General features: G+C 61.0%; 16 protein-coding genes. 11 read left to right on the top strand and 5 right to left on the bottom strand.

From position 1 onward, the window contains the following. The first annotated feature begins 294 nt into the window (after nt 1–294). From H3L94_RS00440 to H3L94_RS00430, 3 genes are read left to right on the top strand one after another with little or no spacing between them, the layout of a single operon-like run. Nucleotides 295–1803 carry a TolC family protein gene (locus H3L94_RS00440; RefSeq protein WP_244958776.1) on the top strand — a complete coding sequence of 503 codons (1509 nt, stop codon included), beginning with the start codon at nt 295–297 and terminating at the stop codon, nt 1801–1803. Then, nucleotides 1800–3956, top strand: a complete 2157-nt coding sequence (locus H3L94_RS00435; RefSeq protein ID WP_182122217.1) for a type I secretion system permease/ATPase — start codon at nt 1800–1802, stop codon at nt 3954–3956. Before H3L94_RS00440 ends, H3L94_RS00435 begins: the two co-directional genes overlap by 4 nt. Before the next feature lie 32 nt (nt 3957–3988). After that, nucleotides 3989–5221, top strand: coding sequence for an HlyD family type I secretion periplasmic adaptor subunit (locus tag H3L94_RS00430; protein WP_182122216.1), 1233 nt, complete (start codon nt 3989–3991; stop codon nt 5219–5221). Between the two features lie 92 nt (nt 5222–5313). Here H3L94_RS00430 and H3L94_RS00425 read toward each other — a convergent pair whose 3' ends face one another. The 3 genes from H3L94_RS00425 to H3L94_RS00415 all read right to left on the bottom strand — a co-directional run bounded on the left by H3L94_RS00425 (nt 5314) and on the right by H3L94_RS00415 (nt 8591). Beyond that, nucleotides 5314–5958 (bottom strand): TetR/AcrR family transcriptional regulator, encoded by a 645-nt coding sequence (locus H3L94_RS00425; RefSeq protein ID WP_182122215.1) that lies wholly within the window; start codon nt 5956–5958, stop codon nt 5314–5316. A 240-nt stretch (nt 5959–6198) separates the two neighbouring features. Continuing rightward, nucleotides 6199–7218, bottom strand: a complete 1020-nt coding sequence (gene murB, locus H3L94_RS00420) for a UDP-N-acetylmuramate dehydrogenase (protein ID WP_182122214.1) — start codon at nt 7216–7218, stop codon at nt 6199–6201. Beyond that, the gene (locus tag H3L94_RS00415) at nt 7215–8591 is read right to left on the bottom strand and encodes an MATE family efflux transporter (RefSeq protein ID WP_182122213.1); all 1377 of its coding nucleotides are present in this window, start codon (nt 8589–8591) and stop codon (nt 7215–7217) included. The genes murB and H3L94_RS00415 overlap by 4 nt, the downstream gene beginning before the upstream one ends. Before the next feature lie 462 nt (nt 8592–9053). Between H3L94_RS00415 and gcvP the strand changes: the two genes are divergently transcribed. Then, a complete protein-coding gene (gene gcvP / locus H3L94_RS00410) occupies nt 9054–11900 on the top strand; it encodes an aminomethyl-transferring glycine dehydrogenase (RefSeq protein ID WP_182122212.1) in 2847 nt (948 codons plus the stop codon). 64 nt (nt 11901–11964) lie between these two features. Here the strand turns inward: gcvP and H3L94_RS00405 are convergent, their stop codons facing one another. Then, nucleotides 11965–12159: a PspC domain-containing protein gene (locus tag H3L94_RS00405; protein WP_040660485.1), complete on the bottom strand. Its 195-nt coding sequence runs from the start codon at nt 12157–12159 to the stop codon at nt 11965–11967. 165 nt (nt 12160–12324) lie between these two features. Between H3L94_RS00405 and H3L94_RS00400 the strand changes: the two genes are divergently transcribed. From H3L94_RS00400 to H3L94_RS00370, 7 genes are all read left to right on the top strand, one after another. Beyond that, nucleotides 12325–13344: a DUF1294 domain-containing protein gene (locus tag H3L94_RS00400; RefSeq protein ID WP_182122211.1), complete on the top strand. Its 1020-nt coding sequence runs from the start codon at nt 12325–12327 to the stop codon at nt 13342–13344. A 61-nt stretch (nt 13345–13405) separates the two neighbouring features. Beyond that, nucleotides 13406–13984 (top strand): DNA-3-methyladenine glycosylase I, encoded by a 579-nt coding sequence (locus tag H3L94_RS00395; RefSeq protein ID WP_182122210.1) that lies wholly within the window; start codon nt 13406–13408, stop codon nt 13982–13984. A gap of 90 nt (nt 13985–14074) precedes the next feature. Beyond that, a complete protein-coding gene (locus H3L94_RS00390) occupies nt 14075–15085 on the top strand; it encodes a quinone-dependent dihydroorotate dehydrogenase (protein ID WP_182122209.1) in 1011 nt (336 codons plus the stop codon). A 127-nt stretch (nt 15086–15212) separates the two neighbouring features. Further along, complete coding sequence (locus H3L94_RS00385) at nt 15213–15683, top strand: outer membrane lipoprotein (protein WP_009119981.1); 471 nt, start codon at nt 15213–15215, stop codon at nt 15681–15683. Nucleotides 15684–15847: 164 nt separating this feature from the next. Then, nucleotides 15848–16612, top strand: a complete 765-nt coding sequence (gene surE, locus H3L94_RS00380) for a 5'/3'-nucleotidase SurE (protein WP_009119982.1) — start codon at nt 15848–15850, stop codon at nt 16610–16612. Continuing rightward, nucleotides 16594–17262, top strand: coding sequence for a protein-L-isoaspartate(D-aspartate) O-methyltransferase (locus tag H3L94_RS00375; RefSeq protein WP_182122208.1), 669 nt, complete (start codon nt 16594–16596; stop codon nt 17260–17262). Before surE ends, H3L94_RS00375 begins: the two co-directional genes overlap by 19 nt. Before the next feature lie 84 nt (nt 17263–17346). Next, on the top strand, nt 17347–18288 hold the full coding sequence (locus tag H3L94_RS00370; RefSeq protein ID WP_182122207.1) for a peptidoglycan DD-metalloendopeptidase family protein: 942 nt from the start codon (nt 17347–17349) through the stop codon (nt 18286–18288). A gap of 86 nt (nt 18289–18374) precedes the next feature. On the opposite strand, the gene mtgA is transcribed toward H3L94_RS00370, so the two are convergent. Beyond that, complete coding sequence (gene mtgA / locus H3L94_RS00365) at nt 18375–19130, bottom strand: monofunctional biosynthetic peptidoglycan transglycosylase (protein WP_232203145.1); 756 nt, start codon at nt 19128–19130, stop codon at nt 18375–18377. Nucleotides 19131–19245 lie beyond the last annotated feature (115 nt).

Below are 19245 nucleotides of genomic sequence, written 5' to 3'. Positions count from 1 at the left end.
TGAATCACCATCCCGCCATTTGCCTTCATCAGACGGTAACAAGCGTTTATCCAAAGTTTTTAAACCCGCGATACAACACCTTTTACAAAAGCCGGCAGTAAATTAACGCTGCCCCGCCTTCGGCTGCTATCATACCGGCAGGTTTTACTTTAGAGCCTACCTTCAGCCGCCGACTCTTAACGACGGCCGCATTGATCCGACAAGCAAATGTTGCGCCTCATGATACTCCGGCCCTATTTTTTGAGTTTTCTCATTATTCTCTTTTCTGCCCCTGCTTATGCAGAAGACGGCGGATTGCGAGCCGTTCTCCGTCAGGCATTGAACAGCGATCCGCGCCTTTTGGAGGCACGGGCCAATATTGCCGCAGCCGAAGAGCAAGTACAAATCGCCCAAGCAGGGCATTATCCGGTGCTCTCACTCACCGGCCGCCAAACGATTGCGCAGCGTCAAAGCCATTCGGCCAACCGCGAAGATGCAGACATCGGCTTACACGGACGTTTAAACCTCTACGCATGGGGCGGCATCGAAGCGGCGGTAGCACGCGACCGAAGCAAACAGGGCTACTACCGGCACAAATACGATGAAACCCGCGAGCAACTGGGTAAAACCATTTCGGAACTCTACCTGACAGCTTTGCGCGCGCGCGAACAAAGCGCGGTGTACCGCGAGAGCTTGGCACGGCACGACAAAATGCTGCATGACCTGTCTGTTATTGTCCGCTACGATGCCGGCCGCCGCTCCGAACTCACCGAAGCTCAGGCCAGGCGCCTGCAAGCCGAGTCCAACCTCTTACAGCAACAGCGCATCCTCCACACTTCTTTAAGCAGCCTGAGCCGTTATACCGGCCGCACCTTACAAGCAGCAGACCTGCGCGATCCCTTTGCCGGCAGCACACCGGAAGACATTATTTCCCGTTATCAAAACCGCAGCCAGCTATCGCACCCTTCCTATCTGGCGCAAAAATCAGAATGGGACAGCGTACGCGCCCAAGTGGATGTAAGCCGCTCCCGCCGCCTGCCTTCCGTGAATCTGGAAGGCAACCTGAACCGCAATAACCGCGAGGTCTTTCTCAGTCTGAATTGGCATATCTTCGACCATGCCGCCCGCCATACCGTGCGGCAAGACGGCCACTCTTTGGCGGCGGCCGAGGCCAAGCTGGAAGAAATCCTACGCGAAACGGCCGAGAAATCGCAAACGGCCAAGGTGGACATGGGCCAAAGCCGCCGTCGGATGCTGGTGGCCATCCAGCAGATCAGCGCCCAACGCGAAGTGGTGCGCGCTTATGAAGCACAGTTCAAAATCGCGCGCCGCTCACTGGCCGATGTGCTCAATGCCTACCAGGAATTGTCGAACATCCAGATTGCCGAAGTGAATGCCTACGCCGACTTTTCCGATGCCGCCCTCGCCTACCTAACCGCCCAAGCCGCCATTAGCGATTGGGCAAACAGCGAACAGCAAACAACGGCATCCGCACTGCCCCAGCAATGGCTTTCCGCACCGCCTGCCGCACCAAGCGAAACCGCAAAACCCGCCGCAACCCCGCCACCACCTGCCGCTTCGGACAGGCTACCTGAAAACCCAGCACCGGCCATGCGGCAAACCGCCGAACCCGCAACATCGGTTCCGCAAGCCGCAGCCAAGCCGCCCGCCCCTCCGGCGCCCGAAGCGGCCGCGCAGGTGGCGCCCCCGCCTGAGCAAAACTTGCTGACGCCCATCTCCGTCTCCTCTCACAGCATACCCGCCGACCTGATGGATATGCCCATACCCGAACAACTGTTGTCCACCCCCGCCCCACAACCATGAACGCCCTAATCGACCATTTGGCTTTGGCCACCAAAATCTGCGGCGCACCGCTGGCCAAAGAAACCCTGGCCGCACAAACCGTACACGGCGAAAGCCGTCACGACACCTTCCGCTCCTTGGCCGAAGTGCTGCGCAGCCACGGTTTTGAAAACACCCTTTCCAAACGCCCTTTATCGGAAATTCCGGCCCTGGCCGTGCCGGCGGTGCTGATTTTGCACGACGAAGAAGCCGCCGTGGTCACCAAAATCGAGGGCAGCGGCAGCGAGCGGCGCTACACCATCCGCCAAACCGACGGCTTGGAAAAAGTGCTGACCCACGCGGAGCTTAATCTCCTCTATCTGGGCTTTTGCTGGTTTGTGAAACCCAAGGCTGCCTCAGACACCCGCTCCGAATTACCGGAATACCATCTGCCCAAAGCATGGTTTTGGAAAGTGATTTGGCGTTTCAAAAACTATTATTACCAAGTGATTCTGGCCACGTTCATCATCAACTTTCTGGCGCTGGTCAGCTCGCTGTATGTGATGAACGTTTACGACCGCGTGATTCCCAACCAAACCTATGAAACCCTGTGGGCACTCAGCATCGGCGTGGTATTGGCGATTACCTTCGAATTCATCGCCAAGCTGATCCGCGGCTACCTGACCGACATCGCCGGCAAAAAGGCCGACCTCATCATCAGCTCGGCCCTGTTCCGCCGCGTCATGAGCCTGCGTTTGGCCGACAAACCGGTGTCTGCCGGCTCTTATGCCAACAATCTGCGCGATTTCGAATCGGTGCGCGAATTCATGACCAGCGCCAGCCTGCTGGCTTTGGTGGACATGCCTTTCCTGCTGCTGTTCGTATTCGTCATCGCCCTATTGGGCGGCAAGCTGGCGCTGGTGCCGCTGATCATCATCCCCGTTGTGATCTTGGTGGGGTTGGCGGTGCAGCCGCGCATGGCGCGCTACATCAACGAATCCATGCGCGAATCCTCGCAACGCCAAGGCTTGGCGGTGGAAGCCATTGAAGGCATCGAAACCCTGAAGGCCAACAATGCGGTCAATTGGGCCCAGCAACGCTGGGACAACTTCACCGCCAAAACCGCCGCCTCCCAAGTGAAAGTGAAAAACCTGAGCAACTTCGTGGTCAGCTTTTCCGTGGCCATGCAGCAGCTGAACACCGTATTTCTGGTGGTGCTCGGCACCTACCTCATCCACAGCAGCAATGAAGCCGACCGCATCACCATGGGCGCCTTGATCGCCGCCGTGATTCTCTCCGGCCGCGCGCTGGCGCCGCTGGCGCAAATCGCCGGCTTGGCCACCCGCTTCCAGCAGGCCAGATTGGCATTCAAAGGGGTCAACAACATTGTGGAGCGCCCGATCGAGCGCGCACCCGACCGCCAATACATTACACTGGACGCCATGCAGGGCGGCATGAGCTTCCATCAGGTAGCCTTCCGCTACGGCAAAGACAACCAAGCGGCACTCAGCAACATCCGTCTCAATATTCAACCCGGAGAAAAAATCGGTATTCTCGGCCGCATCGGCAGCGGCAAAAGTACCCTGCTCAAGCTGGCTGCCGGCCTGTACGAGCCGGCCGAAGGCAATATCTGTATCGACAACATCGACCTGCGCCAAATCGACCCCGATTATCTGCGCCACCAAATCGCCTTATTCAGCCAATCGCCGCGCCTGTTTCTGGGCAGCCTGCGCGACAACCTCAATCTGGCGGCCGGCGAGTACACCAGCGACCAAGAGCTGATGTTCGCCCTGCGCCGCTTCGGCCTTGACCGCCTGATTCAAAGCCACCCGCGCGGCTTAGATATGCCTTTGGGCGAAAACGGCCTCGGCCTCTCCGGCGGCCAGCAGCAATTGCTGGCGTTGGCACGCATGACCTTAAAAAATCCGCGCGTGGTCTTACTGGACGAACCCACCAGCGGTTTGGATCAAGGCACCGAAAACCGCGCCCTGCGCGTGCTGGCCGATTGGACCAAAGAACGCACCCTGCTGGTGGTGACCCACCGTCCGCAAGTCTTGCGCATCGTCAACCGCGTCATCGTGGTTGAAGAAGGCCGGATCATTTTGGACGGCCCGCGCGATGCGGTACTCCAGCGCCTGATGGGCGGCGAACCGCAGCCCGCCACCCCGGCCCAACCTGCCGTCCGCTCCGCCTGAGTTTTCAGGTAGCCTCACCGGAGAAGCCCGCCATGTCCCGCTCCCCAAACGACCAACAGATCAAAGAATCCGATCTGGCCTTGATCAACGACCTCAACGCCGCCCTGCAAACCGAAAAACACCGCGGTATTTTTGCCGTTACCCTGCTGTTTGCCCTGCTACTCGTTATCTTCGTGGTATGGGCCTACAACAGCCCGCTGGAAGAAGTGACCCGCGGGCAAGGCAGCGTGATTCCGAGCAGCCGCGACCAAATCGTGCAAAGCCTTGACCCGGGCATCATCCGCGAAATCAAAGTCAAAGAAGGCGATGTGGTAGACAAAGGCCAAGTGCTGATTTTGCTCGACGACACCCGCAGCTCCGCCGTGCTGCGCGAAAGCGAAGCCAAAGTGAACAATCTGCAGGCGATTTCCGCCCGTTTGCAGGCCGAAGCGCACGGCACGGCACTGCAATTCCCGGCCGGTCTGCCGGCCGAGCTGCGCGCCCGCGAAACCGCCGCCTATCAAGCCCGCCGCCGCGCGATGGCCGATGCCGTCAGCGGCCTGCAGCAAAGCAAAGCCATGCTCGACCGCGAAATCGCCATCACCGAACCGATGGTGGCGCAGGGTGTGATGTCGGAAGTGGAACTCTTGCGCATGAAACGGCAGTCGGCCGATTTGTCGCAACAAATCGCGGAACGCCGCAACCGCTACGTGACCGAAGCCAGCAACGAACTGGTACAGACCGAATCCGAGCTGGCGCAGGCGCGCGAAAACATGGCCATGCGCGCCGACCCGGTGGACCGTTCGCAAATCCGCGCCCCTTTGCGCGGTGTGGTGAAAAACATCCGCATCAACACCGTCGGCGGCGTGGTGCAGGCGGGGCAGGACATTCTGGAAATCGTGCCGCTGGACGACAAACTGCTGGTGCAGGCCTACATCCGCCCCAAAGACGTGGCCTTTATCCGCCCCGGCCAAGAGGCGGTGGTGAAAATCAGCGCTTATGATTACGCCATTTACGGCGGCATCGAAGGCAAGGTTACCCTCATCAGCCCCGATACCCTGCAGGACGACCGCCGCTCCAGCGCCCTCAAGCTGAACCCCGACGAAGCCTATTACCGCGTGTTGGTGGAGACCAGCGGCAACCGCATGACCGACAGCAACGGCCAACCGCTGGAAATCACCCCCGGCATGACCGCCACCGTGGACATCCGCACCGGCGAAAAAACCGTGTTCCAATACCTGATCAAACCGATCACACGCATGAAACAGGCCTTGCAGGAACGCTAAAGGCCGAAGAACAAAAGGCTACCTGAAAACTTTCAGGTAGCCTTTATTGTGTTGCGGCACGCCGGGGCGTGCCGTCTCCAAAACATCCAAACTCAGCTGCGGTAAGCCTGCATCAGCTGATCGTAGTTTTCATAATGGGCGGGGGCCACAAAACCGCGAATCAGGCTCATGGTCTGGTAAATGCCGCGGCGCTTGGCTTCTTCGTTCCACGAGCCGTCGTGCTGGGAGTTGTCGAAATCGAACCAGTATTTGGTGACCAGCCACACGTTCAAGCCTAATTCGCGCAAGGCTTCGTCGCTGGCTTCCAAAATGCCTTTCTGGCGCAGCTCGGTGAAAATCTGCACCAGCAGCGGGGAAATTTTCACGTGGGTGAATTCGTTGTGGTCGCCCAACAGCTCTTTGCTGCGCATCAGGAGGGTATTCACGTCGCTGAACAGGAAGCGGTAGTCCCACAAAATGTCGTACACGCCGTTCATATACTCGCCCATTTTGGCCATGTCGCCGGGCAGCTCGGTTTGGCGGATGTAGTCCAACAGCGTGTTGGTGTAGCGCTTGAACAGCTGGATGATGATTTCGTCTTTATTGCGGAAGTGGTAATACAGGTTGCCGGGGCTGATGCCGAGGTGTTGGGCGATGTGGTTGGTGCTGATGTTGCGCTCGCCCTCTTCGTTGAACAACTTCAGGCTGGCATCAACGATGCGGTCGTAAGTACTCGGCTTGCCGGGTTTCTTGGCCATGGTGGGACTCCTTGATTTTGTATTTGAGATGGCGGTTTCTTCTGTGTGTGGCGGGGCGGGTGCACCCCTGCTGCCGCCCGCCGTTTTCAGGAAACGGCAGGCAAGTGAAAGAACCTGCACTCGGCAGATTCGCTGCCTGAAGAATACAGGTTCTAGGGCCTGCGGACAATCGGCCGGCATCCTATTTGTTTCACTTTAACAAACAGTTTGTTGCCTGCCGGCTGCCTGCAGTTTTCCGGTTTAAAACCAGATAGGCTCCGGCTCCAAATCCACGCCGAAGCGCTGTTGCACGCTGAGGCAAATGTGTTCGGACAATCGGGCGACGTCGGCAGCGGTGGCGCGGCGGCGGTTTACCAACACCAGCGCCTGCCGATCGTGCACGGCGGCACCGCCTTCCTGCCGGCCCTTGAGGCCGCATTGGTCGATCAGCCAGCCGGCCGCCAGTTTCACGCTGCCGTCGGCCTGCGGGTATTCGGGCAGGCCGGGATACCGTTGCCGCAAAGCGGCGGCTTGTTCGGCGCTGACCACCGGGTTTTTGTAAAAACTGCCGCAATTGCCGAGTTCGGCCGGGTCGGGCAGTTTGCTGCGGCGGATGCGGCACACGGCCTCCGCCACCAGCTGCGGCGTGAGCGGGCCGCCTTGTGCCAAGGTTTCGGCCACGTTTTTCAAATCGCCGTAGCGCAGTTGCGGCGTAAAACGGCGGCTGAGGGCAAAGGTAACGGCGGTGATCACATAACGGCCTTTGCCGGCCTGCTTGAACAGGCTGTCGCGGTAGGCGAAGCGGCAGTCGTCCCGACTGAGGACGGCAAACTGCCGAGTTTCCAAATCGAACACATCCACTTCGACAATGCGGTCTTTCACTTCCACGCCGTAAGCGCCGATGTTCTGCACCGGCGCGGCGCCCACGGTGCCGGGAATCAGGCTCAGGTTTTCCAAGCCGCTCAGGCCCAGCACCAGGGTGTGCTGCACGAAATCGTGCCACACTTCGCCGGCTTGGGCGCGCACCCGCACGGTGTCGCCATCATCGGCTACCACTTCAATGCCGCGCGTGGCCATGCGCACCACCAAGCCGGGATAATCCTTCATAAACAGCACATTGCTGCCGCCACCCAGCCACAAGACCGTTTCGCGGCGGTATTCGGGCAGGCGGAGGATTTCAGGTAGCCTGTCGGTGTGTTCGAGCACGCACAAGGCGGCGGCGCGGGCCGGCAGGCCGAAAGTGTGCAGAGGGCTTAAATCGGCATCGTATTCTATCTTCATCGGTATGCCCGTTCGCGGCTCACTGTTTCCAAACACCACAGCAGCGCCACGGCCGCTGCGGCCAAAGACAGCACCAGCGCCGTCCAAAATCCGTAAATGCCCATCTCCCTGCCGAAGGCCAGCCAGCAGCCCAGCCCCAAGCCGAGCACCCAAAAAGCCAGGGCATGAATCAGCATCGGCAGCTTGGTCACCTTATAGCCGCGCAGGGCGAAAGAAGCGATGCACTGCACCGCATCGGCCAGCTGGAAGGCGGCAGCAAACAGCAGAATCGTCGCCCCCAGCGCCAGCACGGCGGCATCGTCGGTGTACATCGCCACCAAGTGATGGCGCAGCAGCAGAATCAGCACCGCCGTGCACACGGCCAGCGCCGCCCCCACCGCCACCGCCACGCCGGCGGCATAGCGCGCCCGGTACAGCTCGTTGGCGCCGACGGAGTAACCCACCCGCACCGTGGCCGCCGTGCCCACGCCTTGCGGAATCATATAAATGATGCCGGTGATGTTGATCACCACCTGCTGCGCGGCCACAAAGTCTTCCGTATTGCCGTCCAAACGCGCAATCAGCAGCATGATGAAGGTGAACAGGCTCACTTCCAAAAAGAACGACAGCCCGATGGGCACACCCAAGCGGGTGATCTGGCCGAACACCGCCGTATCCGGCTTGGAAAAGCGCGCCATCAGGCCGAAAGGGCGGAAATAACGCTGCTTGGCCACATACAGCCACAGCGCCAGCGCGTTAAACCAAAACACCAGCGCGCTGGCCAGGCCGCAGCCTGCCCCGCCTAAAGCCGGCATGCCCAGTTTCCCGTAAACAAAAATATAGTTGAGCGGGATATTCAGCAGCAAAGCCGCCCAGCTCACCCACATAATCGGCTTGGGCCGCCCCAGGCTGGACGCATAAGCATGCAGGGCGCGGTGCACCATCGCCGCCGGCATCGCCAGCGCAATAAAGCCCACATACTGGCCGAATTGGGCTTCGACATTGGCATTGAGTGTCAGGTAGCCCTGCAGCGGCGCAATCGCCAGCCACAGCAGCAACATACCCAAGATGCCCAACAACAGGCCGTACCACAGCCCCTGCCGGCCCAATTCGCCCACCGCCTCGGTTTCGCCCGCGCCGTGCTGTTGCGACAGCATCGGGTTGAGGGCGGTCATGATGCCGAGAAAGGTAATGTAAACCGTGATGAATGCGCTGCCGCCCAGCGCCACGGCGGCCAAATCGTCTTTACCCGCCCCGCCCGCCATCACGGTATCGACAAAACCCACTCCCACCTGCGCCACTTGGGCGGCCAGCATCGGCATCGCCAACACCGCCAGTTTGGCGGCTTCGCGGCGGAATGCGGCGGGCGAATATCGGGTCAGGTCGAGCAACATGGTTTCGGGCGGACAAAAGGCGCGCAGTTTAGCAGAAAAAGAGCAAGTAAGTTAAGAGCCAAAGGTTTAGGGCGTGCCGTCACCAGGCATTGCGGCGGTATTTTTGGTCAAAACCCGCATCTGCGGCGTTAAAAATGCTCGCAAGATGTCCAATCTTGCTGCGCTTTTTGCCTGGCAGCTGCAAATTTTGCCTCAAAAAACCGCTTCGCAAGCATGATGACGATGCGCCCTAGAAACCGCAACATCGGGTTAAATTGTGTTGCACAAACAAACCGTTCCCTGCCCGCCCGCCGTTCAGGCTACCTGAAAGCACGGACGGCGCCGCCGCACTGCTTTCAGGTAGCCTAGACCTTTGTCTTTACATTTCCGCACACTTTCCGCCTTTTTTCCGCCGCTTGCGCTACAATTCGGCCTTTTGCACCGTCTGCCAGTGTTCCGACCGACAGTTACAAAGGAAACCCCATGCAATTTAACGAGTTATTCAACCCGAATGAATTCATCGCCCGCCACATCGGCCTCAACGCCGCCGAACAGGCCGCCTTGCTGGCCGAGCTGGGCGAAGAAGATATGGCCGCCTTCATCGACAACACCGTGCCGCAAAGCGTGCGCATGCCGGGCAAACTGAATCTGCCCGCCGCCATGAGCGAAGCCGACGCGCTGGCCAAACTGCAGGCCGTGGCCGCCCAAAACACCATCCACAAAAGCTACATCGGCCAAGGCTATTCGCCCACCCGCCTGCCCAACGTCATCGTGCGCAATGTGCTGCAAAACCCCGGTTGGTACACCGCCTACACCCCCTATCAGGCCGAAGTGGCGCAAGGCCGCCTCGAAGCCCTGCTCAACTTCCAGCAGATGTGTATCGACCTGACCGGCCTGGAAATGGCCGGCGCCTCCCTGCTCGACGAAGCCACCGCCGCCGCCGAAGCCATGGCCATGGCCCGCCGCGTGAGCAAATCCAAGTCCAACCGCTTCTTCGTGGATGCGCGCGTGTATCCGCAAACGCTGGACGTGATGACAACCCGCGCCGAATACTTCGGTTTCGAACTGGTGGTGGGCGACTTTCAGGTAGCCGCCGAAGGCGAATTCTTCGGCGCCCTGTTCCAATACGTCGGCAAAGACGGCGACATCGCCGACTTGGGCGACGTCATCGCCGCCGTGAAAGCCAAAGGCGCGGTGACCGCCGTGGCCGCCGACGTCATGAGCCTCGTCTTATTGAAATCGCCCGGCGAAATGGGCGCCGACATGGCCTTGGGCAGCACCCAACGCTTCGGCATCCCCATGGGTTTCGGCGGCCCGCACGCCGCCTACTTCGCCTTCAAAGACGAACACAAACGCTCCGCCCCTGGCCGCATCATCGGCGTATCGGTGGACGCCTCCGGCAAACCCGCCCTGCGCATGGCCCTGCAAACCCGCGAGCAGCACATCCGCCGCGAAAAAGCCAACTCCAACATCTGCACTTCGCAAGTGCTGCTGGCCAACCTGGCCGGCATGTACGCCGTTTACCACGGCCCCGAAGGCGTGAAGCGCATCGCCAGCCGCATCCACGCCCTGGCCTGCGCCTTCGCCAACATCGTTTCAGGTAGCCTCAGCATCGCCAACAGCGACTTCTTCGACACCGTAGAAGTGGATTGCGGCGCCCAAGCCGACGCCATCTACCAAAAAGCACTGGCCAAAGGCTTCAACCTGCACCGCGCCGCCGACACCGTGCTGGGCGTTTCCTTCCACGAAGAAAGCGACGCCGCCGACTTCGCCGTACTCACCGAAATCTTCACCGGCAAAGCCGCCGTGCTGCCTGCCGAAGCCACCTGCCGCATCCCGGCCTCCCTGCGCCGCAGCAGCCCGATTCTGCAACACCCCGTGTTCAACAGCCACCACACCGAACACCAAATGCTGCGCTACCTGAAAAAACTGGAAGAGCGCGACTTGGCGATGAACCGCAGCATGATTTCGCTCGGCTCCTGCACCATGAAGCTGAACGCCACCAGCGAAATGATCCCCATCACCTGGCCCGAATTCGCCAACATCCACCCCTTCGCCCCGCGCGAACAGGTGCAGGGCTACCTGAACATGATCCACGGTCTGGAAGAGCAGCTCAAAGCCATCACCGGCTTCGACGCCATCTCCATGCAGCCCAACTCCGGCGCTTCCGGCGAATACACCGGCCTGTTGGCCATCCGCCGCTACCACGCCGCCCAAGGCCAGCCCGAGCGCAACATCTGCCTGATTCCGCGCTCCGCCCACGGCACCAACCCCGCCACCGCCCAAATGCTGGGCATGAAAGTGGTGGTGGTGAACACCGACGAGCAAGGCAACGTGGACGTGGCCGACCTGCAAGCCAAAGTGGCGCAATACGCCGACACCCTCGGCGCCCTGATGATTACCTACCCCTCCACCCACGGCGTGTACGAAGAAGGCATCCGCGACATCTGCAAACTGATTCACGACCACGGCGGCCAAGTGTATATGGACGGCGCCAACATGAACGCCCAAGTCGGCATCATGCAGCCGGCCGAAGTGGGTGCCGACGTCTTGCACATGAACCTGCACAAAACCTTCTGCATCCCCCACGGCGGCGGCGGCCCCGGCATGGGCCCCATCGGCCTGAAAGCCCACCTCGCCCCCTACGCTCCCAGCCACGTGGTAGCGCCGGTGGAAGGCAAAACCGCAGGCATGGGCGCCGTCTCCGCCGCGCCCTACGGCTCCGCCAGCATCCTGCCGATTTCCTGGATGTACATCACCATGATGGGCGCCGACGGCCTGCGCCAAGCCACCGAAGCCGCCCTGCTCAACGCCAACTACGTGGCCAAAAAACTGTCGGCCGACTACCCCGTGCTCTACACCGGCAAAAACGGCCGCGTGGCGCACGAGTGCATCATCGACCTGCGCCCGCTGAAAGCCGAGAGCGGCATTACCGAAGTGGACATCGCCAAACGCCTGATGGACTACGGCTTCCACGCCCCCACCATGTCCTTCCCCGTGGCCGGCACCCTGATGATCGAGCCCACCGAATCGGAAGACAAGGCCGAGCTCGACCGCTTCATCGCCGCGCTCAAGCAAATCAAGCAGGAAGCGCTGAAGGTGCAAAACGGCGTGTGGCCGAAAGACGACAACCCGCTGGTGAACGCCCCGCACACCGCCGCCAACATCGCCGGCGAATGGAACCGCGCCTACAGCCGGGAAGAAGCCGTGTTCCCGCTTCCCTTTGTGCGCGAAAACAAATTCTGGCCCAGCGTCAACCGCGTGGACGATGTCTTCGGCGATAAAAACCTGGTCTGCTCCTGCCCGTCTATCGACAACTACGAAGACTAAGGTTCAGACACAACAAAGGCTACCTGAAACGTTCAGGTAGCCTTTTTCTTGCTTCGCCCCTTATTTACGGCTCTTCCGGCAATACGAAGGCGGCAATGATGTACACCAGCAAACCCACGCCGGTGAACAGAATCGCCACAGCGGTGGCAATGCGCACCCAGCCCGAGTCCACACCAAAATAAGCGGCCAGTCCGCCGCATACGCCGGTGAGCTGGCGGTCGGTTTTCGAGCGGTAAAGTTTTTTCGCAGGCAGGGCCATGATTCTTCCTTTTCCAATAAGATTGGCAACGGCGGCCAGTATAAACCGCCCGAACGTTGGCTGCGGTAAAGAAAAAGAAAACGCAAAATCCGCGCCCTGCCGCTCCCGCCCCGGCATTCTTCGGTTAGAATCGTGGCTTTGCCACCTTGTTTGAACGGAACCGCCATGCAAGCCGAAACCGAACTGCCGATTGACGATTACGAAGACGAAAGCGCCGAGCAGGAGCAGCGCTGGCGCGAAGGCCGCATCGTGGATGTGGCGGTGCGGATTTGGGACGAAGAAAAACGCGCCGGCGTGGCCGATGTGCTCACCGCAACCAATCCCCCGCGCGTGTTTCTGGTGGGCGATATGTTTGCCGCCGCCGATTTGTCGCCCAAGCCGGGCGACGTCTTGCGCGGCATCCTGCACACCCACCCCTTCGGCGGCCACTGGCTGCTCGACAGCGCCGAAAACGCCGCCACCTCCGGCCTGCAGCACCGCAGCCCGGAAGAGGAAGAAGCGCTGCACAAACAGCGCAAACAGGCCAAACGCCTCGACCAGCTGGTGAACGGCGAAACCTATGTCGGCAAAGTGGTGCGCTGGCGCGACGAAGAACAGGCCGGCTACATCAAAGTGCAATCCATCAAAGCGCGGGTGTATTTCCCGCAATCGGCCTTCGTCTTCCGCAACAAACGGCCGGAAAAACGCCAGCGCGTCAGCTTCGTGCTCAGCCGCCGCAACGACCAATGGGTGGCCACCCGCGTGATTCCACAGGGCTACTCCATCGGCTTTGCCGACCAGGCCAGCGAGCAGGCTTCCGGCACCCTGATGAGCGGCGGTTTCAGCGAAGCCGTGCTGGCAGTGGCTTTTGTGCTGCTGCATTTGTCGGCCGTTTCCTTTATCTCGCTTCAGGTAGCCGTGGCCTATCTCTTGCTCAGCTGCCTGCTGCTCTCGCTCTACCGTTTCGACAAACGCGCCGCCCAAGCCAGCGGCCGCACCAGCGTGCCCGATTTCGTGCTGCACCTCATTTCCGCCCTCGGCGGCTGGCCCGGCGGCCTCCTGGCCCAACTGCGCTACAACCACCACACCGCCAACATCCGCTTCATCCGCATCTTTTGGTTTACCGTGGCGCTGAACGTGGTGTGGACCTACCTCTTCCTCGTCCACCTCATCAGCCGGCCGGAATTCGCCTTTCTGAAAAACTGAGCCTGTTTTATGCACCCCTCCCGTTTCAGGTAGCCCGAACAGGCTACCTGAAAATACAAGCATGAGTTATTGCGACCACATATCCACCCTGCCCGAAGACGACCCGAACCGGCACTACCACGACAGCGAATACGGCTTTCCCCTGTATGACGACCGGGAGCTGTTCGGCCGTCTGCTGCTCGAAATCAACCAAGCCGGCCTCAGTTGGACGCTGATGCTGAGAAAAGCCGCCGCCTTCCGCGCCGCCTATGCCGGCTTTAACATCGCCGCCGTGGCCGCCTTCGGCGAAGCCGACCGCGCCCGCCTGCTGGCCGATGCCGGCATCGTGCGCAACCGCCTCAAAATCCACGCCGCCATCCACAATGCCGCCGTGATTCTCGATTTGCAGCGCCAACACGGCAGCTTCCGCGCCTGGCTCGACGCCCACCACCCGCAAACCCTGCCCGAGTGGGTCAAACTGTTCAAACGCACTTTTAAATTTACCGGCCCCGAAATCACCCGCGAATTTCTGATGAGCACAGGCTACCTGAAAGGCGCCCACCGGCCGTCCTGCCCCGTTTACGCCCGCATCGAGGCCGCCAACCCGCCCTGGTTGCAGGCCGAACGCGCGCAGCAGTCAATCCGCACCGGCCAAGCGTAAGGCACACAGAAATCCGCCGCCAACAAGCGCTTCGGCGGGCACTCTTGCTATAATTCCGCCTTTCATTATTTTCCCGTTACCGAGTCCGCCATGTACGCCCTGCTGCGCCGCTTTCTGTTTCAAATGGACGCCGAACGCGCCCACCACCTCACTCTCTCCGCCCTGCAACTGGCCTACCGCAGCGGCCTTTCAGGTAGCCTTTCCAGCGCGGCCACCGGACGGCAAACCGAATGGATGGGGCTGCAGCTGCCCAACCCGGTCGGGCTGGCCGCCGGCCTCGACAAAAACGGCGACTACATCGACGCCCTGGCCTCGCTCGGTTTCGGCTTCATCGAAATCGGCACCGTCACCCCGCTGCCGCAGCCGGGCAACCCGCAGCCGCGCCTGTTCCGTGTGCCCGAACACCAGGCCGTGATCAACCGCATGGGGTTCAACAACGGCGGCATCGACCAACTGATCACCAACGTGCTCCGCAGCCGTTTTCAAGGCGTGCTGGGCATCAACATCGGCAAAAACGCCGTCACCCCGATGGAAAAAGCCGCCGACGATTACCTCATCTGCCTGGAAAAAGCCTATCCGCACGCCGGCTACATCACGGTCAACATTTCCTCGCCCAACACCAAAAACCTGCGCGCCCTGCAAGGCGGCGACGAGCTGCACGCCCTGCTCGACGCCCTAAAAAACCGCCAATCCCAACTGGCCACCCAACACGGCCGCTACGTGCCGCTGGCGGTAAAAATCGCCCCCGATCTGGATGACGCACAAATCGAAGCGGTGGCCGAAGTGGCGCTGCAAACCGAAATCGACGGCATCATCGCCACCAACACCACCATCGACAAAACCGCCCTCGGCAACCACCCGCTGGCCGGCGAAGCGGGCGGCCTCAGCGGCCTGCCGGTGCGCGAAAAAAGCCGCGCCGTGCTGCAAAAACTGGCCGCCCGCCTCAACGGCCGCATTCCGCTCACCGGCGTCGGCGGCATCGTCTGCGGCCAAGACGCCGCCGACAAGCTGGCCGACGGCGCCACCGCGGTACAGATTTACAGCGGCTTGGTGTACCGCGGCCCTGAATTGGTGGGCGAATGCATCCGCGCCACCCGCTGAAAACCTTGCCGCCCCTGAGGCTACCTGAAAGCCGCCAACCGATTGATGATGAAAAGGTCTTACCCTGTCCTGTTTTTTCAGGTAGCCTATCCACGCTTTTCTATTTTTTCCGATAAGGAGCTTGCTCATGTCTGCTTTGACCCGTTTGTCTGCCGCCGCCCTATCCGCCGTTTTGGTGCTCGGCGCGTGCAGCAATAATTCCGCCGTACATTACACCACCGGCCAGGCGCAAAACGCCGCCCGCGTGCATTATGGCGAAGTGCTGTCGGTGACCCCCGTGTCCATCGAAGGCGAAGACAATCCGCTGCTGACCGCAGCCGGCGCCGCCGTGGGCGGCATCGGCGGCAGCAACATCGGCAAAGGCCGCGGCTCGGCCGTGGGCGCGGTAATCGGCGCCGTGGTGGGCGGCCTCGTGACCCAAGCCGCCACCAAAGGCGCCGACCGCCAACAAGCCTACGAAATCGTGGTGCAGTTAGAAGACAGCCGCGACGCGATTTCGGTGGTACAAAAAGCCGATGTGGCCGTACAGCCCGGCCAGCGTGTGCGCGTACTGATCGGCAACAACGGCGTGACCCGCGTGCTGCCCCTCCACTACTGATGCCGACGGCCAAGCCGGCGGCAGCCGGCCGACACCGTCTTCCCCCTCAGGCTACCTGAAGCCCTTACCGGCTTTCAGGTAGCCTGAAACTTTCGCGCCGCCGCATCTGCCAAATCCGTTAAATTGCATTAAAATAAACCCTCTTTCCGTAATCCGGTTTTCCCATGAACATTCTGATCAGCAACGACGACGGCTATCAGGCCGAAGGGCTGGCCATTCTGGCACGGGTGGCGGCCGAATTTGCTAATGTCCGCGTGGTGGCGCCCGAGCGCGACCGCAGCGGCGTGAGCAACTCCCTCACCCTCGACCGCCCCATGCGCATCCGCCAGGCCGCCAACGGATTCTATTTTGTCAGCGGCACCCCCACCGACTGCATCCACCTCGCCCTGCACGCCCTGCCCGACTTCAAGCCCGATCTGGTGCTCTCCGGCATCAACCACGGCGCCAATATGGGCGACGACACCCTCTATTCCGGCACCGTGGCCGCCGCCACCGAAGCCTATCTGCTCGGCATCCCCGCCGTGGCCTTTTCGCTCAACGACAAAAGCAACCGCTATTGGGACACCGCCGAACAGGCCGTATGGCGGCTGCTCTCGCATCTGCTGCAACAACCGCCACAACAGCCGGTGTTGTGGAATGTGAATATTCCGGCGGTGCCGCCCGAGCAGATTCAGGGCATCACCACCGCCCGCCTCGGCCGCCGGCACCACCACCAATGCGTGGTGCCGGCGCAAAGCCCGCGCGGCGAAGCGGTATATTGGATCGGCGCCGCCGGCGAAGTGTCCGACCGCGAACAGGGCACCGATTTTGCCGAAAACGAAGCCGGTTGGATCACCGTCACCCCTTTGTCGGTGGATTTAACCGACTACCGGCGCATGGGCGATGTGGCGCAATTCTGGCAGGGAGCAGCATGGTCCGCCCCGATGTAAACCGCAGCAGTTTCGACTGGCGACGCCGCAGCATGGTGGAACGGTTGGCCCGCATGGGCATCCGCCGCGAAGAAGTGCTGGCCGCCATGAACAGCGTGCCGCGCCATCTGTTTGTGGAGGAGGCCCTGCGCTCGCGCGCCTACGATGATATGTCGTTGCCGCTGGGTTTGGGACAAACCATCTCCCAGCCCTATACCGTGGCCGTGATGACGCAGCTGATGCTGGGCAAACTGCCGGTGGCGGGCTTCGGCCGCGTGCTCGAAATCGGCACCGGCTGCGGCTATCAGACCGCCGTGCTGCAAGCCGCCGGCCTCGCCCAAGTGTATTCGGTCGAGCGCTTGCGGCCGCTGCACGAAAAAGCCAAACACAATCTGCGCCAAGCCGGCCTCATCGGCCGCATCCGCATGGTCTGCGGCGACGGCTACCTGGGCCTACCCGAAGTCGCGCCCTTCGACGGCATTTTGGTCACCGCCGCCCCGGCCGAAGTGCCGCTGCCCCTGTTGCAACAATTGGCCGTCGGCGGCCGCATGGTGATTCCGCTGGACGAAGGTGGCCACCAATATTTGTGGCTGATTGAAAAAACCGAACGCGGCTTCCACGAAACCTGCATACAAGAAGCGCGCTTCGTCCCCTTGATTAACGGAACTTAACCGGTTTCCCCTACCCGCAAACTTGCATTAAGCGGCGCGTATTGCTTATGATAAGCGCCGTTTTTGCGTACAGAGGCAGCATTCATGAACCGTTCTTCCCTTCTGCGCTACAGCGTATCCGCCGCCGTGCTTTCCCTACTCGGCGCCTGCTCCTTTCTCAGCCAGTCGCCCGCTCCGGTGGTAGCCGGCAACAACAGCGGCACCGGCACTGCTGCCCCCTACTCCCCCCCGCCGGCCGACAACCCTTACGGCGCCCAACCCTATACCCCGCCCGCAGCGGCGCAGACAACTGCACCCTACACCCCTCCGGCCCAGTCCGCGCCCTATAGCCCGCCGCCCGCTGCCGGCGGCTCCGGCTATGTGCCGTCTTACGCCCCGGTTGACATCAACGCCGCCCAACACACCGTGGTGCGCGGCGATACGGTGTACAACATTTCCCGCCGCTATCAAATCAGCCAAGACAATCTGCGGGCTTGGAACAACATCGTGGATAACAACATCCACGTTGGCCAAGTATTGCGCGTGAAACCCGCCGGTTACGTTGCGCCAGCCGCCAGCCGCCAGCCGGCGGCCGTCACTCCGCCGACGGTCACCACAACTGCTCCGGCAGCCACAACCCCGCCCGCCACCACAGCCAGCGTTTCCGGCGCCACCCGCAGCGTGGCCGGCATCACTTGGCAACGCCCCACCGCCGGCAGCGTACTGGCCCGTTTCGGCGGCGCCCAGAAAGGCATCAACATCGGCGGCAACTTGGGCCAACCCGTTGTGGCGGCTGCCGACGGCAAAGTGGTGTACAGCGGCTCCGGCCTGCGCGGCTACGGCAATTTGATCATCGTGCAGCACAACCAAACCTATCTCACCGCTTACGGCCACAACCAGCGCCTACTGGTGCGCGAAGGCCAGTCCGTTCGCCGCGGCCAAAGCATTGCTACCATGGGCAACAGCGACACCAACCGCGTCCAGCTCCATTTCGAGCTGCGCAAAGACGGCCAACCGGTGGATCCGCTGCTCTACCTGCCCAACTAAGCCTATACAAGTCCGTACGGCAAAACAGGCTACCTGAAAGTTTTCAGGTAGCCTGTTTGCTATCCGGCTTTGTCGGCATATCCGACTCAATCCTGCGGCGGCAGGGCCGCGCTGCCCATGCGGCGCAAAATGATGTTGGTCTTATTGCGCAAACGGCGGTGGTTGCGGTGCTCTTGGTAATACTTGGGATTGGGCAGCATCGCAATCAGCGAAGCCGCCTGCGGCGCCGACAAACGGGCGGCCGGCTTGCCGTAATAATGCTGCGCCGCCGCTTCGATGCCGTAAATGCCCTTACCGAATTCCGCCACGTTCAGATACACCGTCAGAATCCGCTCCTTGCTCCACATATTTTCCAGCATCACCGTGATCACCGCTTCTTCCGCTTTGCGCACATAAGAGCGCTCCGGAAACAGAAACAGGTTTTTCGCCAACTGCTGGCTGATGGTGGAGCCGCCCGCGCGCACCGCTCCGGTGCGTTCGTTGCGTTTCATCGCCTGTTCGATGCCGTCCCAGTCAAAACCCTCATGGTTGCTGAATTTGGCATCTTCGCTGGCAATCGCCGCCTGCTTGACGCTGCGGGCAATCTGGTCGCTTTCCACCCATACCTGCTGCGCGCGCGAAAACGTGGTCACATTGTGGCGCAACATAAACGCACTGGTGTGCACCGGCTGGGTTTTCCAATACAGCAGCAACACAGCCACCAACACATGAAAGCCGACAAACAGCCACACCACCGCCCAAATCAGCTTCTTCACCGCCCGCCGCAACCTGCCCGGCCGCTTGGCCGGCACCTCAGCCGCTTGGGCGGCCGCCGTTTCTTTGTCCATATCTTCACACAGCACAGTATTCAAAAAGCCGCCACCATAGCAAATTTCCGCGTCACAACCTGCAGAAATTACCCGCGCCAAAACAACTTAACCGTTTGCCGGCATACGCAAACCCATCCAGGCTACCTGA

The organism is Neisseria shayeganii (genome assembly GCF_014054965.1).
In the GTDB taxonomy this organism is placed as follows: domain Bacteria; phylum Pseudomonadota; class Gammaproteobacteria; order Burkholderiales; family Neisseriaceae; genus Eikenella; species Eikenella shayeganii.
The sequence above is the reverse complement of the archived record's forward strand: the minus strand, read 5'-3'. Positions and strand labels throughout refer to the sequence as shown.

What these genes read in the sequence shown, in the direction of transcription:
- H3L94_RS00390 (WP_182122209.1), top strand. Translation starts at nt 14,075, where the DNA reads ATGTACGCCCTGCTGCGCCGCTTTCTGTTTCAAATGGACGCCGAACGC.
- H3L94_RS00430 (WP_182122216.1), top strand. Translation starts at nt 3,989, where the DNA reads ATGTCCCGCTCCCCAAACGACCAACAGATCAAAGAATCCGATCTGGCC.
- gcvP (WP_182122212.1), top strand. Translation starts at nt 9,054, where the DNA reads ATGCAATTTAACGAGTTATTCAACCCGAATGAATTCATCGCCCGCCAC.
- murB (WP_182122214.1), bottom strand. Translation starts at nt 7,218, where the DNA reads ATGAAGATAGAATACGATGCCGATTTAAGCCCTCTGCACACTTTCGGC.
- H3L94_RS00395 (WP_182122210.1), top strand. Translation starts at nt 13,406, where the DNA reads ATGAGTTATTGCGACCACATATCCACCCTGCCCGAAGACGACCCGAAC.
- H3L94_RS00375 (WP_182122208.1), top strand. Translation starts at nt 16,594, where the DNA reads ATGGTCCGCCCCGATGTAAACCGCAGCAGTTTCGACTGGCGACGCCGC.
- H3L94_RS00385 (WP_009119981.1), top strand. Translation starts at nt 15,213, where the DNA reads ATGTCTGCTTTGACCCGTTTGTCTGCCGCCGCCCTATCCGCCGTTTTG.
- H3L94_RS00435 (WP_182122217.1), top strand. Translation starts at nt 1,800, where the DNA reads ATGAACGCCCTAATCGACCATTTGGCTTTGGCCACCAAAATCTGCGGC.
- H3L94_RS00405 (WP_040660485.1), bottom strand. Translation starts at nt 12,159, where the DNA reads ATGGCCCTGCCTGCGAAAAAACTTTACCGCTCGAAAACCGACCGCCAG.
- H3L94_RS00415 (WP_182122213.1), bottom strand. Translation starts at nt 8,591, where the DNA reads ATGTTGCTCGACCTGACCCGATATTCGCCCGCCGCATTCCGCCGCGAA.
- H3L94_RS00425 (WP_182122215.1), bottom strand. Translation starts at nt 5,958, where the DNA reads ATGGCCAAGAAACCCGGCAAGCCGAGTACTTACGACCGCATCGTTGAT.
- surE (WP_009119982.1), top strand. Translation starts at nt 15,848, where the DNA reads ATGAACATTCTGATCAGCAACGACGACGGCTATCAGGCCGAAGGGCTG.
- H3L94_RS00400 (WP_182122211.1), top strand. Translation starts at nt 12,325, where the DNA reads ATGCAAGCCGAAACCGAACTGCCGATTGACGATTACGAAGACGAAAGC.
- H3L94_RS00370 (WP_182122207.1), top strand. Translation starts at nt 17,347, where the DNA reads ATGAACCGTTCTTCCCTTCTGCGCTACAGCGTATCCGCCGCCGTGCTT.